This is a genomic window from Symmachiella dynata, assembly GCF_007747995.1.
GTDB classification, from domain to species: Bacteria; Planctomycetota; Planctomycetia; order Planctomycetales; family Planctomycetaceae; genus Symmachiella; species Symmachiella dynata.
In genome coordinates this window covers 300,841-315,566 of the sequence record NZ_CP036276.1, presented here as the reverse complement: position 1 = coordinate 315,566, position 14,726 = coordinate 300,841, and the positions used below count along the sequence as shown (strand labels likewise).

General features: G+C 57.4%; 9 protein-coding genes. 7 read left to right on the top strand and 2 right to left on the bottom strand.

The window, feature by feature from the left end; all coding sequences use genetic code 11:
* The first annotated feature begins 93 nt into the window (after window positions 1-93).
* Genes Mal52_RS01145 through Mal52_RS01120 form a run of 6 tightly spaced genes read left to right on the top strand, consistent with a single transcriptional unit; the run spans window position 94 to window position 11,183 of the window.
* Complete coding sequence (locus Mal52_RS01145; RefSeq protein WP_145380498.1) at window positions 94-1,110, top strand: AAA family ATPase; 1,017 nt, start codon at window positions 94-96, stop codon at window positions 1,108-1,110.
* Window positions 1,107-2,057 (top strand): DUF58 domain-containing protein, encoded by a 951-nt coding sequence (locus Mal52_RS01140; protein ID WP_197534584.1) that lies wholly within the window; start codon window positions 1,107-1,109, stop codon window positions 2,055-2,057. Before Mal52_RS01145 ends, Mal52_RS01140 begins: the two co-directional genes overlap by 4 nt.
* On the top strand, window positions 2,054-4,183 hold the full coding sequence (locus Mal52_RS01135) for a BatA domain-containing protein (RefSeq protein WP_145373775.1): 2,130 nt from the start codon (window positions 2,054-2,056) through the stop codon (window positions 4,181-4,183). The genes Mal52_RS01140 and Mal52_RS01135 overlap by 4 nt, the downstream gene beginning before the upstream one ends.
* 33 nt (window positions 4,184-4,216) lie before the next feature.
* A complete protein-coding gene (locus Mal52_RS01130) occupies window positions 4,217-7,879 on the top strand; it encodes a coiled-coil domain-containing protein (protein ID WP_145373774.1) in 3,663 nt (1,220 codons plus the stop codon).
* Window positions 7,876-10,203: a glutamine amidotransferase gene (locus tag Mal52_RS01125; protein WP_145373773.1), complete on the top strand. Its 2,328-nt coding sequence runs from the start codon at window positions 7,876-7,878 to the stop codon at window positions 10,201-10,203. The genes Mal52_RS01130 and Mal52_RS01125 overlap by 4 nt, the downstream gene beginning before the upstream one ends.
* Complete coding sequence (locus Mal52_RS01120) at window positions 10,200-11,183, top strand: hypothetical protein (protein ID WP_197534583.1); 984 nt, start codon at window positions 10,200-10,202, stop codon at window positions 11,181-11,183. Before Mal52_RS01125 ends, Mal52_RS01120 begins: the two co-directional genes overlap by 4 nt.
* A gap of 221 nt (window positions 11,184-11,404) precedes the next feature.
* Here the strand turns inward: Mal52_RS01120 and Mal52_RS01115 are convergent, their stop codons facing one another.
* Window positions 11,405-12,370 (bottom strand): lysophospholipid acyltransferase family protein, encoded by a 966-nt coding sequence (locus tag Mal52_RS01115; protein ID WP_145373772.1) that lies wholly within the window; start codon window positions 12,368-12,370, stop codon window positions 11,405-11,407.
* Window positions 12,371-12,632: 262 nt separating this feature from the next.
* Here Mal52_RS01115 and Mal52_RS01110 point away from each other — a divergent pair, with 262 nt between their 5' ends.
* The gene (locus Mal52_RS01110) at window positions 12,633-13,133 is read left to right on the top strand and encodes a hypothetical protein (protein ID WP_145373771.1); all 501 of its coding nucleotides are present in this window, start codon (window positions 12,633-12,635) and stop codon (window positions 13,131-13,133) included.
* A gap of 82 nt (window positions 13,134-13,215) precedes the next feature.
* Here the strand turns inward: Mal52_RS01110 and Mal52_RS01105 are convergent, their stop codons facing one another.
* Window positions 13,216-14,289 carry a Gfo/Idh/MocA family protein gene (locus Mal52_RS01105; protein WP_197533625.1) on the bottom strand — a complete coding sequence of 358 codons (1,074 nt, stop codon included), beginning with the start codon at window positions 14,287-14,289 and terminating at the stop codon, window positions 13,216-13,218.
* Window positions 14,290-14,726: the final 437 nt, after the last annotated feature.

Genomic DNA, 14,726 nt, shown 5'->3' with positions numbered 1-14,726 from the left:
GCATGCCATGCCCATGTAGGTCATGCTGTGCATGACCTACTTTCCTATTAACTAACAGGCTTGAGGACAAACTAAAGGGGAGCGATTGTGGAATTGGCGACGGCGGCTGAGAGTTTTGAAACACAGCAACAACTCGTGGAACGGGTCCATGCGGCGCGGGGCTTGATCCAGAATGAGTTGTCTAAAACCATCATCGGACAGCAGGAGGTCATCGACCAACTCTTGTATGGGCTGTTCGCTGGTGGACATTGTCTGATCACCGGCGCGCCGGGACTGGCCAAGACATTGCTCGTCAATTCGATCGCGCAGGTGTTTGATTTAAAATTCCAGCGAATTCAATTCACTCCCGACTTGATGCCGGCGGATATCACCGGCACCGAGATTCTGGAAGAGGATGCGCACGGGCACCGTACGTTGCAATTTGTCAAAGGACCGATTTTTGCCAATGTGCTTCTGGCCGATGAAATCAACCGCACCCCGCCCAAAACACAAGCGGCGCTGTTGGAGGCCATGCAGGAGCATCAAGTCACCGCTGCCGGCGTGAAGTACCGCTTGGAAGAACCATTTTTTGTGTTGGCGACGCAAAATCCGATCGAAATGGAAGGCACCTATCCGCTCCCCGAAGCGCAGTTGGACCGCTTCATGTTCAACATCGTGATCGATTACTTGCCCGAAGATGACGAGGTGGCCGTCGTCACTCGCACGACATCGGTGGCTGCGGAAAAAATTCAAGCACTCTACACCGGCCAGGATGTGCAGCAATTTCATGAGATCGTTCGTCAAGTCCCCGTGGCCGAGGATGTCGTGCGTTACGCCGTGCGATTGGCAGCGGCATCTCGCCCCAACACAGCCGAGGCACCGGAGTTTGTCAACGAGTGGGTCAGCTGGGGTGCCGGGTTACGAGCGGCACAAAACCTTGTGCTCGGTGCTAAGGCGCGGGCCTTGTTAAACGGTCGCGCCCATGTGAGTGAAGACGATATTCGCGCCCTCGTGCACCCCACGATGCGGCACCGAGTTTTGGTCAACTACCGCGCGGAGGCCGAAGGAGTGACAGTGGAGTCAGTCGTCGAGCGGTTATTGGAAACCGTGGAAAGGCCTGCTGCGCGATGACTCAGCCCGCCGTAAACTTGACCCCGGCCGCGCGCCGCAGCGACGAGATTCTTGATCCCGGATCGTTGATGCGGATCAAGGCGTTAGAATTGCGGGCCAAGATCGTCGTGCAGGGATTCATGCATGGGCTGCACCGGAGTCCCTATCACGGTTTTTCCGTCGAGTTCTCCGAGTATCGCCAATACAGTCCGGGAGATGACCCGCGATATCTCGACTGGAAACTGTACGCCCGCAGCGACCGGCACTACATCAAACGCTTCGAAGATGAAACCAACCTCCGCTGCCATCTGGCGGTCGACAGCAGCCGGTCGATGAGTTACGGCAGCTTGGGTTACACCAAAGCCGACTATGCGGCAACGTTGGCTGGAACGTTGGCCTATTTTTTGTCACTGCAACACGACGCGGTTGGGCTGGTCCGTTTTGATGAACGCCTCGACGATATCTTACCGCCGCATTATCGCCCCGGACAATTGCGACGGCTGATGTTGGCGCTCGAGCGCCCCTCGGCCGGTCGCGGGACAGACGTTGCCGAGCCGCTGCGGCAGTTCGCGGAGTACGTCAGCCGTCGAGGGATTGTGGTGATCCTGTCTGATTGCTTGGCAGAGCTGGACGGATTAGAAACCGCGCTGGGGACGCTCAGGTCACGAGGGCAGGATGTGATTCTGTTTCAAATTCTCGACCCAGCCGAGACGAGTTTCGACTTCGAGGAATCGTTGCTGTTTGAGGATTTAGAAACGGGACGCGATTTGTATGTCGATCCCCAACAGGTCCGCCCCGGGTATCTCGAAAAACTGGAAGCGCACAATCAATCCGTGCGGGCAACATGTGACAAGTTGGGAATCGAATACTTTCCGCTGACAACCAACCAACCGCTGGACGGGGCGCTGCATGATTTCTTGCAGGCGCGAATGCGTCGCGGACGGCGAGTTTCCAGGAGGGGCGTATGAGTTTCTTAGCTCCTCTCTATGCCGCAGGCATTTTGGCGGTTTCATTGCCGATTTTGTTTCACCTCGTGCGGCGTACTCCGCGCGAGCGCGTGGCGTTCAGCTCGTTGATGTTTCTCTCCCCTTCTCCGCTGCGGGTCACGCGGCGGAGTCGGTTGGAAAACCTGTGGTTGTTGTTTCTGCGTGGATTAGCGATTTGCTTGTTGGCGTTGGCCTTCGCGCGTCCATTTTTCCGCAATACCAGTCACGCACTGGTTGCGCAACACGCCGGTGAGCGGGTCGTGCTGTTGGTCGACAGCAGTGCCAGCATGCGCCGCGACGGGCTTTGGGATCAAGCTGTCCAGCAGGTACTGACAGAAGTCGATCAATGCGACGCGAACGATCAAGTCGCCTTGGTCGCTTTTGATTCACACATTCGCCCGCTGATCACGTTTTCAGAATGGGACAACACGGTCAGCGGCAGTCGTCGGCAAATGATCCGCAGCGCGTTGGACGACCTCAAGCCGAGTTGGCGGGCGACGCACCTGGATGCGGCGCTGACAGCCGCGTCGGATCTACTGTCGCGCGATGCCGCCGCGGAGTCTAATCCCGCCGCCGCAGCCAAACGAATTGTCCTAATTTCCGATTTGCAGCAAGGCAGCCGTTTGACCGGACTGCGGGCGCATCGCTGGCCGACGGAAATCGAGGTCTCCATCGCGACGATCACCCCGGTAGCAACCACCAATGCCGGTTTACAAATTGTCGCCCCGGGACCGGAAGATCGGCATACCCGCGACGCCGGCACCGTCCGCGTCCGCATCGACAACGCCGCCGACTCCCAACGCGATCAATTCCAAATCGGCTGGGTCGAAACCGCTGCAGAATCGGACGAAAAACCCACATCAGACAACGCACGCATCGACGTGTATGTTCCCGCCGGGCAAAGCCGTATCGTGCAAGCCCCACCCCGTCCCGCAGAAGTCGAAGCCGCCTCCCTGAAACTGACCGGGGACGACCAGGAATTCGACAACGTCGCCTACCACGTTGCCGCAAAACCGGCCCAAATGAGGATCTGGTACCTGGGTGACGACACCGGTGAAGGCCCGCAAAAACCGCGGTACTTTTTAGAACGGGCTTTAGCTGATACACCTGCGCGGCATGTAGAAATCATTGCGCCTGACGAAACGGAATTCGTAGCTGCGCCCGGCGACATTGCCTTGGCCACCGTGACCGCCCAACCGACGGCGGAGCAGATCGCGATATTGCAACAGTTTCTCAGTAACGGCGGGACGATACTGTATAGTTTGCCGTCAGCTGCGGCGGCCGAAGAATTATCGCAGTTGATTGGCGGACAATCGATCATCGCCACCGAAGTCAACGCGGACACTTATGCGATGCTGGAGGATATCCAGTTCGATCATCCGCTATTCACATCGTTTTCCGAATCGCGTTTTAGCGATTTCACCAAGATTCGTTTTTGGAAACATCGCCGGATCGATGAAGCAGCACTCCCCGGCGCAGAGATCTTGGCCCGTTTCGACGATGGCGCAGCAGCTCTGGTCGAGGTGCCCGTCGGGAAAGGCCGGTTGTTGTTATTCACCTCCGGTTGGCATCCCGAGGAGAGCCAATTGGCACTCTCCTCAAAATTCGCGCCGCTGCTCAATGCGATTTTGGAACGCAGCGCCGGAATCTCCGCGGACTTACCAGCGTATTACGTCGGCGACGCGGTTGTCTGTACATTGGATGAGGGAGGCGGCGGCGAAGGAGAGATTGTGCTGGCAGCGCCCGATGCGGTGCAGACGCAACTAGCATTCAACGGCCGCAGCACCGACGCGACCGATACGCCAGGGATCTATCGGTTTCAACGCGGCGACCGCTCACAGGCGTTCGCGGTCAATCTGCCTCCGCAAGAAAGCAAAACCGCTGCGCTACCCGTTGAACAATTGGAACAGTTGGGACTGGTGCTACAGCGCACGCCGACCGCCGCGGAACTGGCCCAGCAAGAACAACAACAGCGGCAACTGAAAAACCGTGAACTGGAGAGCCGTCAAAAACTATGGCATTGGCTAGTTTTGGCGGCATTGGTCGTGTTGATACTCGAAACCTGGTGGGCAGGTCGCACGGCACGGGCCGCTGCACCTGCTGCCTGACGATGTCGTCTACTCGCATTTTTGAGACGAGCTATGACTGAATTGCATCTCGATTATTTGTTACAGACCGTCGGCGAACGTTATCGACGTCACAACACGTGGCGGCAATTGGCGTTCTACTGGCTGGCCGTTTCTGTGGTGGCATTCGTTGTGTGGGGGATCTCCACCGTTGCCGGATATTCGACCGCATACACGATGCCGCTATACCTCTTGGCTGCGCTGTCGGTCGGATTTTTGACGTACTTGGTATCGCGAAGTCGCCAACACGACGCACAATGGTTAGCGCGTCGCATTGAAGCACAACATCCCGATCTGAATTCCTTGTTGCTCACAGCTGTTGAACAACGTGAAGGGCTACCAGGCCGGATGGGGTACTTGCAGCAAACCGTGATTCAACAAGCCTTGAATCACGCGCGGCTGCATGACTGGCGCGACGTCGTGCCGGATACCAAAATCCATCGCGCGCAATATGCGCATGTCGCGTCGTTGCTCATGATGCTGGGAGTCACGATCTGGCTGTGGAGCATCAATCCCCGCACTGCCCAAGCGGTGATTTCCGACGAGGTCGCCACTACGAATTCGTCGCTGGCCGATTTCGAAATTCAAGTCGATCCCGGCAACGTCGAAGTTGAGCGGGGGACCGGACTGGTAATCACCGCCCGCTTCGGCGCACGGATGCCGGTGGATGTCAATTTGCTCACCACACGCGCCACAACAGAAACCGAATCCGACGATGCCCCAACCGACGCTGCGCAAACATTGCCCATGCAGAAAAGCTTGGACGACCCGCTGTTTGGCGCGCGCATCGGAATTGTGGAGAGCGACCTGACCTATACGGTCGAGTATGACGGACAGCGGACTGAGGAATTCCAAGTCACAGTCTTCGAATACCCGCGGCTACTACAGGCCGATGCGCGGATTGAATTCCCCAGCTACACGAATCAGGAACCAGAAATCGCCGAAGATGTGCGACAAGTGACAGCCGTCGAAGGGAGTACCGTGACGCTCTCCTTCGCGCTCAACAAATCGGTCGCCCAGGCTGTGTTGGTCAGCGACGACGGACAAAATGTGCCGCTCAGCATGACGGTTGATGATTCGCATGAATACGTGGCAACGTTGCCGATGCGAGAATCCCGCAACTACACACTGCAACTCACCGACGCCGAGGGACGGAAGAACAAACGGCCGCCGCTGATTTCTCTCAAGGTACTCCCCAACCGCCGGCCGGACATCCAACTCACCTTCCCCGGCCGTGATCAGCGCGTCTCGCCATTGGAAGAGATGTTAATCACCGGCACGATCAACGACGACTTTGGCGTGGTCGCGCATGGAGTAGCCTATACGATCGGCGATGCACAGCCGCAGATTCTCACCTTGTCTAATCAAGTGCAGGAAACGCAACAGATTTCTCAACAGATTCGTTTCGAGGAACTGGGTGCGCAGCCCGATCAGTTGATGTCCTATTACCTGTGGGCCGATGATTTTGATCCCGACGGACAAATTCGCCGCACGGAAAGCGATATGTATTTTGCCGAAGTGCGGCACTTTGAGGAAATCTTCCGGCAAGGGCAGTCCCCCCCCGGCGGAGGCGGCGGCCCCCCTGGTGGTGCGGGTGGACAGGGCGAAAAAATTGGCGACCTGATCAAACTGCAAAAAGACATCGTAACGGCCACCTGGAAACTTCGTCGTAATGCAGCGGAAATTATTGCGGCAAAACTATTTGACGAACAGTTGCAGGTCATCACACAGTCCCAGGCTCAGCTGCTTGAAAAATTGTCAGAAGTGATCGCCAAGCTGACCGACAGTGAATCACAGCAAGCAGCAGCGATCGCCCAAACGCACATGACGTCGGCAGTTGAGCGACTGAACACGGTCTCCGCCGAGTCTGCCGAGCCATCGTTACTCACTGCGTACGCGTCAGAGCGTGCTGCTTATCAGGCGCTGTTGAAATTGCGAGCACGGGAGCACGAAGTCACCAAAGGCCAACAAGGTGGCGGCGGGGGAGGTGGGGGCGGCGGGCGATCACAACAACAGTTGCAACAACTCGAACTGGCTGACAACGAAAACCGCTACCAAAATCAAAGCACCGCCCAATCACAAACCACCGATGCGCAGCGCGAAACCAATCAATTGGTCAATCGCTTGCGGGAATTGGCGCAGCGGCAAAATGATCTCAACGAGCGCATTCAGGAACTGCAAAGCGCGCTGCAAGCGGCCAAGGATGAGGCGGAACGCCGCGAATTGGAGCGGCGGCTCAAACGGCTTCGCGAGGATCAACGTGAAATTCTCCGCGACGCCGACGAATTGCGGGACCGCATGCAGCAATCCCCGCAACCACAACAAGCCGAAGCGCAGCAGGCACAGGAACAGGTCAACCAAACCCGCGAAAACATGCACCGCTCCTCCGAAGCACTGGAGCAGGGACAACTCTCCCAGGCACTCAATGCCGGCACCCGCGCCCAGCGGCAATTGCAGCAACTGCGGGACGACTTCCGCAAAAAATCAGCCGGCGCCTTCGCCGACGACATGCAAAACATGCGCGACGCGGCCCGCGAATTAGCTGAGGAACAACAACAAGTCGCCGACGAGCTAAAAGCGTTGCAGGAAGACAAGACGAAATCGCTCCGTGATGTCCGGCAAAAGGATCAACTGGCCGAGAAACTCAAGCAGCAACAACAGCAGCTCGACGACGTCTTGCGACAAGTCCGCGATGTGTCCCAAGCGGCCGAAGACAGTGAACCGCTGCTGTCGAAACAACTCTACGACACACTCCGCAAAACCCAGCAAAAACAACCGGGCCGCGCACTGGATGCCACGCGGCTGCTACTCGAGCGTGGTTCCGCGGAGCGGGCCACCCAAGCAGAACGTATCGCCCGTGATTCGATCGACGAACTCAAAACGAGTGTCGAACAGGCAGCCGAAAGTGTATTAGGCAATGAAACCGAAGCCCTCAAACGAGCTAAGCAGGAACTGGCCGAATTGACGGAGCAACTCAACAACGAAATCGCCCAAGCCGATCCTCAACAAGGACAAAGTCCCCCGGGAGAGGGAGAACAACAGCAACAACAATCGGGGCAATCGCCACCCGGCCAACAAAAGGGCAATCCACCGGGGAAACAACCGGGCCAAGGAAAACAACCTGCGCAAGGGCAACAATCAGGTCAAGGACAACAACCCGGCGGCGCACAACCGGGAGAGAATTCCAAATCGCCGTCCGGTCAATCGCCCGCTGGTGGTGGTCGCGGTCAAAACCAACGGCGCAGTTTGCGCGATCGCACGCCACAACAATCCGCCGCGCAGCCTACACCGGGAAGCCCACAACAGAGCAGCCAATCCTCCACCGGCGGCGGTCCGGGTGGACCGATTACCGGCAGTGATTTTCTCCAGTGGTCGGACCGTTTGCGCGATGTCGAAGAAATGGTTGAAGACCCCGCGCTGCGTGAACAGGTCGCCACCGTCCGTGACCGGGCGCGGAGTATGCGCGCCGAATTCCGTCGCCACTCCAAGGAACCGAACTGGTCGCTCGTCGAATCAATGGTCGCCCAGCCGCTGTTGGAACTGCAAGATCAGCTCAGAGAAGAAATCGCCAAACGGGAATCACCCGACGCATTAGTCCCCATCGATCGCGATCCCGTTCCGCCGCAATACCGCGAAATCGTCCGCCGTTATTACGAACGACTGGGGAGCGGCCAATGACTCTGTTTACCAATCTGTTGATCGGTAACCAAAGGTGGATCATTCCCGCCGCCGTACTGGCGGTCGCTGCGCTCTTTGTCGTGTTCTATTCTTATCGCCGCGACAAAAGAGCACATTGGGTGAACCTGTGCGCCGCTACGCTGAAAACATGTGGATTGTTGGCCTTGGCCGCCTGCCTCATCGAACCGCTTTATAGCGGCGTGCGAGCCCGCCCCGGTGCCAATCTGTTTGCCATCGCCGTCGATAATAGCCAAAGTCTCACCATTGGTGAACGGGACAAACAACTCCAGCAAGTGCTGGCCGAGTCCGACTGGCAAACGCGACTCGGACAAGATTTTGAATTGCGGCGCTACCAATTTGCCGCCTCATTACAAACCGTGCCGGACTATCGCGAAATTCCCTTCGACGGAGATGCCTCACAACTGGGAAATGCAATCACAACCATCACAGAGCGATTCCAGGACCGGCCCCTCGCGGGGATCTTGCTATTCAGCGACGGCAACGCGACCGATATCACGGCCAAGTTTCCGGACCTGAAAAATGTCCCCCCGATTTATCCGGTGGTTTGGCCTGAAACCGCCGACGTGCGGGACATCGCCATTCGAACCGTCGCCGTCAGCCGTTCGCCGTTTGAGGATGCACCGATTTCCGTCAAAGCCGAAATCAACACGCTGGGCGATGTGGGCGAGACCGTAACAGCCGAAATCCTCGATCCCTCCGGCAAACGCGTTGCGGAACAGACGTTGGCAGTGGACGATAGTGGAACCACATTAGCGTTTCGCCTGCAATTCGCCGCTCCGCATCGCGGGGTGGAATTCTATCGTTTGCGCGTCGCTGAAGCCGATAAATTCGACCAATTCGATGATCCCTCGACCACCGCCGAAGCGACCCTAGCCAACAACGAACGAACTTTGACCATCGACCGCGGCAGCCGCCCGCAACGCGTGCTGTACGTCACCGGCCGGCCGAATTGGGAATTCAAATTTCTCCGCCGCGCACTGGACGACGACCCGTCTGTCAAACTGACCGGACTGATTCGCATTGCCAAACGCGAAGCAAAATTCAAATGGCGCGACAATGTCGTCGACGCATCGAATCCATTGTTTCGCGGTTTTGACGAAAAGGACCCCGAGGAAAAAGAGCAATACGACCAACCGGTCTTTGTGCGAATCGATACCGAAGACACCAGCGAATTGCGAGAAGGGTTCCCCACAATCGCCGCACAGTTATTCGTTTACGACGCAATCATCCTGGATGATGTCGATGCCGAGTTCTTCACGCGTGATCAAATGGCGCTCTTAAACGAATTCGTCAGTCGTCGCGGGGGCAGCCTGTTGATGCTCGGAGGACAGGAATCCTTCCGTCGCGGCGGTTACGCGCGAACGCCGTTACGGGAATTGCTCCCGGTCTATCTGGATCGCGAACCGGACCTGTTACCCGCCGGACGGTTGCGATTGTCGCTGTCGCGCGACGGTTGGTTGCAACCGTGGATTCGGCTGCGCGGAAACGAACAGGACGAAAAAATCCGCCTACGAGACATGCCGGACTTTCAGACCCTCAATCCATTGACCGGCATCAAGCCGGGGGCCACGGTTTTAGCGGATGCGACTGATGCGCGTGGCACGCAATTTCCGGCACTGGTTGCCCAACAATTTGGTCGCGGAAAAACAGCGGCGCTGGCTGTCGGCGACCTGTGGCGCTGGGCCTTGCGGCGGGACGACCCTGCGAAGAACGATCAAGCGCGAGCGATGCGGCAAATGGTCCGCTGGATGGTGGCTGATGTTCCGGCGCCGGTTGAGGCGAGCATCGAATCGGAGGACAAACGTGCGGTCCGCGTCGCCGTCCGCGCAAGGAATAAGGATTTTCAACCGTTGGATAATGCCACCGTCAAAGTCACGGTTCAGCCGAACGAAGGCGAAGCGATCACGCTCGATGCCGAACCATCACTCACCGAGGCGGGCCTGTTCACCATCGACTATGCCCCCCGCGATCCGGGCACTTACCGCGTGAATGTGCAAGTCACCGATGCAGCGGGTAGTGAAACGGGCCGGGCTGCGACGGGATGGGTTTATCAACCGGCTGTCGAAGAATTTCATAAGCTGACATGGAACCGGCCGGAATTAACGCGCCTCGCCACCGCGACCGGCGGCCAAGTCGTTCAGTCGCGCGAGCTCGACCAGTTCGTACGCGATCTACCAGAAAAATCAGCCCCGGTGACCGAACGCTACACCTATCCCCTGTGGCATCAGTCGAGCGTGTTTTTATTCGCGCTGTGCTGCTTTATCGGCGAATGGGGCCTGAGACGTTTTCGAGGACTGCCGTGAATTTGTTGCCATTGATGTTATTGATGTTCGTCGGCCAAGACCCGGTCGCCCTCGACCAAACCGCGGTCGTGGTCGTTATCGGCGCCCCCGGGACTAGCGAATATGCCGGCGAATTTGCAACTTGGAGCGAACGTTGGCAGACCGCGGCCCAGCAAGCCGATGCGCGGTTCACGTTGATTGGTGGGGACGCACAAATCAACGGCGATGATCATGACGCCCTCCAAGAAGTCATCGTGAAAGAAGCAGAGCAGACGCAAGGCGACCTGTGGATCGTATTGATCGGGCACGGCACGTTCGACGGCCGCGCTGCGAAATTCAATCTACGGGGACCGGACGTCACAGCCACGGAATTAAAAAATTGGCTCGAAGCGGTGCAACGGCCGACTGCGATTATCAATTGCGCATCGTGCAGCGGGCCGTTCATCAATGCGCTCTCCGCTCCCGGACGGATGGTGGTGACCGCCACCAAATCGGGAAGCGAACAAAACTACTGTCGCTTTGGTGGTTTCTTTTCTCAGGCGATTACCGATCCGCAGGCCGACATTGATAAAGATGGACAGACCTCGTTGCTGGAAGCGTTCCTCGCCGCTTCGCGAAACACCGAAGCCGAATACAAACAACAAGGTCGCTTAGCGACCGAACACGCGCTGTTGGACGACAACGGCGACGGGTTAGGCGCCGCAGCGGAATGGTTCCAAGGTGTCCGGGCCGCACAAAAAGCCGAGTCCGCCCAAGCGGTCGACGGACGGCGGGCGCATCAGTTTCACCTGATCCGCAGTGAGCTGGAACGAAGCATCCCCGAAGAGCTTCGCCGTCAACGTAACGACTTGGAACTACAGCTGCATGAACTGCGCGACAAAAAACCAACGCTCGCAGCAGAAGAGCATGACGCACTGCTTGAGGAGCAGCTCTTAGAGTTAGCTCGGCTGTATGAGCAGATTGAAACGCTATCTCTTCCACCGGCAAACAAGGCGCCGTGAACATCTGTTTTCAAATCCGTGCGGTGCCGTCATTTTCGTAGGTCATGCTGTGCATGACAAATCGCAAAAGATTGACAATTGCCCAAGCATCGTCATGCACAGCATGACCTACTTTGGGGATCCGTCCGCGTGAAGCTGCAAAACGGCTCAGCAGGAGCTTCGCCCTCCCGTCGCGCTGATATTCCTTTGCGAAAACGGATTTTGATGATTCGCTCTGAGCGTCAGCCCGCTTTTTTCAGTGGCTGTCGTTTGCGTTTTCGCTTTTGCCCCGGAATGCTTTTCCAACGGCGATGGACCCAGAAATATTGTTCGGGGGATTTGCGAATCGCGCGTTCCAAGGCGGCGCTGTAGCGGCGGGTGATTTCCGCCACCTCATCGTCAGCGTCGATGGTGCGCGGGTCGATCACTTCTTCGCAGCCCACCTCGTAGTGTAGCGGCAATCCGTCGCCGAAGCGGTCTTCCAGACGGCGCGAATAGCCGACGCAGATCAGCGCATCGTATTGCAGCGCCATCAGGGCAATCGCGCGGTGCGTCGAGGCGGGGCGGCCGAAGAAATCGACGAAGACGCCGCGGCGTCCCGCATCCTGATCACCCAACAGCGCGATCGTGCCGCCGGCGGCCAGTTCGACGGCCATCTTGTCGAATCCTCCTTTTTTGGAGATCGTATGATGGCCGGTCTGTTCGCGGAACTGGCGAAACCACTTGTCGAGGTACGGGTTATCCAAATCGCGGGCGACGATGTTCATTTCGAAGCCGAACACCCCAAAACAACTGATGCCGATTTCCCAGTTGCCAAAATGCCCGCTCAAGAAGAGCACCGGACGGTCGCTGTAGAGTGCTTGCACGACCTCTTCTTTTTGATGAAACCGCAGCACCTGTTTGCAGTTCTCCACGCGGAGCTTGCGGCGGAGTTGGATCATCTCCACAACCATGCGAAACAGATGCACCCACATCCGGCGGATGATGTCGTCGGCTTGCGCATCGTTGATTTCCTCGCCGAAGGCATTCTGCAGATTGTCCCGCGCGACCTGATAGCGGGTCAGCTTGCGCGGCAAAAAGCGGAAGAATGCATTGCCGGCCATTTCCGCCACGCGCGCCGCTGCCCGCGCGGGCATGGCATCGACCAAGCCCACAAAGGTGCGAAAAACCGCGTACTCCGCCACGTATCGCCATCGCCGCCGCCGCATCGTGCGTCACTCCTTGACTGTTGCTGTCGTATGCAGCGGAAGTGTCGCCCTTGCGGCAATTTGCGTCAACCCCGGCCGGATGTTGATCGATGCATGCGGCGGTGGTAGGGTGAAAACAATCTGTGCGTACCCCCCCGCAATATGTGCGTACCCCCCGGCGGAGCCGGGGGCTGATGGATGGTTGCGTGTGAAAATTTTTCTCTCCCAGCCCCCGGCTCCGCCGGGGGGTACGTCCGATGAGCCGATACCGGAACCCAGCGCAATGCCCCAAGACGTGCTCGCCACGATGGTCACAACCACAAGTTACGGGACGTGGCTCCCCGGCGACTTGCGTGGATACGTCGAGGACAAACGCATTTTGCCGCACGAACCTCGGCTGTTGCAGTATTCCAAACAACTGCTGTCGCGAACGCCGGTTTTCTTTGATGCCGATGAACAGAGTCAACTCTTTGAGGCGCTCATTGCGGCCGGTGATGAATTTGGGTATGTGGTCACCGACGTGAGCGTCGACACCTGGCACCTGCATTGGATTTGCGCTCACGGTTTTGATGCGGTCGCCACGATGATTGGGCGGCTCAAAAACCGAATGCGGCAACGTTTGGCGCGCGGCCGCATTTGGACAGCGGGGTATTGTCATCGCTGTCTTTTTACGGACGCGGAAATTGATATCGCGCGGGCGTATATTTTACGGCATCATGGGTGCCGGTGGGTTGCTGGGCGTTGCCCCCCGGCAAAGCCGGGGGCTGAGGGAAGAACGCGCTGATGACCGATTTCTGCTGTCAGCCCCCGGCTCCGCCGGGGGGTACCAACGATCAATAACGATCAATGACGCATATTCCGCAACATCAGCGCGGGAGGCGGGGGTCGCTTTTCAGCGGCAATTGCACGCGGCGACCGGTGTGCGAGGATTTGTAGATCGCCAGAATGATTTCCACGCTTTTACGACCTTCGCGACCATCAATCACAGGAGTGCCATTGGTTTTGATCGCCTTGATGAAGTCTTTCAATTGTGCCAAATGGCCGGCATAGGAAATCGCCGACGGGTCGCTGGCGCCCCCGGTATTGCCTGCTTTTTTGGCGTATGTTTCGCGAATCGTGTCGTCCTTCTTGGTCGATTTCGCGAAATCCCACAGCAAAATGTCATCTTGCTCTACGATCGCCGTGCCGGTCGTGCCGTGAATTTCCGTCTTTTTCAGCAAACCGGGATAGGCGCTCGTCGTCGCTTCTAGGACGCCCAGGGCACCGTTTTTGAATCGCACGGTGGCGACACCCGTGTCTTCCACCTCAATCCGCTCGTGCGCCAACCGGTCAGTGATTCCCGAGACTTCCGCGACGTCTCCCATGAGCCAGTACAGCAAATCCACATTGTGAATCGCCTGGTTCATGTAGGCTCCCCCGCCGTCGAGTGCCCAAGTTCCCCGCCATCCGCCGCTGTCATAGTACTCTTGACTGCGCCACCACTTGACGTAGGTGTCGCCCAACGTCAATTTACCAAAGCGACCGCTATCAATCGCCTTTTTGAGCGCCATGTTCGCCCCACTAAATCGCGAGGGCAGGATCGTGGCCAATTTAACCTTGTTTTTCTTGCAAGCCTCGATGATTTTGTCACAGCGTTTGAGTGTGATTTCCAGCGGTTTTTCCACAACAACGTGCTTTTTGGCGTTGGCCGCTTTGACGGCCACCTCCATGTGGGCCCCACTGGGGGTGCAGACGTTGACGATGTCTAAACCGGGATGTTTGAGGAATTCGCCGTAATCGCTGTACACAGCAACGCCGGGAATCGATTTGGCTAACCGCTCCGCCGAAGCTGGGAACGAATCGAACAGCGCCACCACTTTGGCGCCACGTAAATCTTCTATTGCGCGGACATGAAACGAGGCAATCATGCCGCACCCTACGAGTCCAAAGCCGATAGGCATCAGGGGGCTGTCCTTTCCGAGGAATGTCCGGCCATGTGCGCCGGGAACTTTGCAAGAGTCGCTAATTATATTTCGGTTTTGAGATATTTCTTACCGCGCCCGCAGGGAAACCTCAATCGTTACCGCGAGATATTGGCGGTTGATGCTGGATCAGACAAGGACAAGGTGGCACGCAATCCTCCCATTTTTCCTGAACCTCCTTTTCGTCAGTTCGGGTGAGCGTTGCGGTAGAACTTGCTGCAGTATTGGCAACCCGGCCTTTCCCGAAAATTGCAGAAAGTGCTAGAATGCCCGTTATTGTGGCAATCGTCGGTCCCAATGACACTCATTTCTCCACCTATTGCGTGGTGCGACATCCGCATTGAGACCGATCGTCCCTGTGCGTTCGAGTGGTGCAATCCCCTCGAATTTTGAAGATTCACCCCTAAAAATACCCT

Coding starts and splice junctions, on each gene's coding strand:
- Mal52_RS01140 (WP_197534584.1), top strand. CDS start 1,107: ATGACTCAGCCCGCCGTAAACTTGACCCCGGCCGCGCGCCGCAGCGAC.
- Mal52_RS01135 (WP_145373775.1), top strand. CDS start 2,054: ATGAGTTTCTTAGCTCCTCTCTATGCCGCAGGCATTTTGGCGGTTTCA.
- Mal52_RS01130 (WP_145373774.1), top strand. CDS start 4,217: ATGACTGAATTGCATCTCGATTATTTGTTACAGACCGTCGGCGAACGT.
- Mal52_RS01125 (WP_145373773.1), top strand. CDS start 7,876: ATGACTCTGTTTACCAATCTGTTGATCGGTAACCAAAGGTGGATCATT.
- Mal52_RS01115 (WP_145373772.1), bottom strand. CDS start 12,370: ATGCGGCGGCGGCGATGGCGATACGTGGCGGAGTACGCGGTTTTTCGC.
- Mal52_RS01110 (WP_145373771.1), top strand. CDS start 12,633: ATGCCCCAAGACGTGCTCGCCACGATGGTCACAACCACAAGTTACGGG.
- Mal52_RS01105 (WP_197533625.1), bottom strand. CDS start 14,289: ATGCCTATCGGCTTTGGACTCGTAGGGTGCGGCATGATTGCCTCGTTT.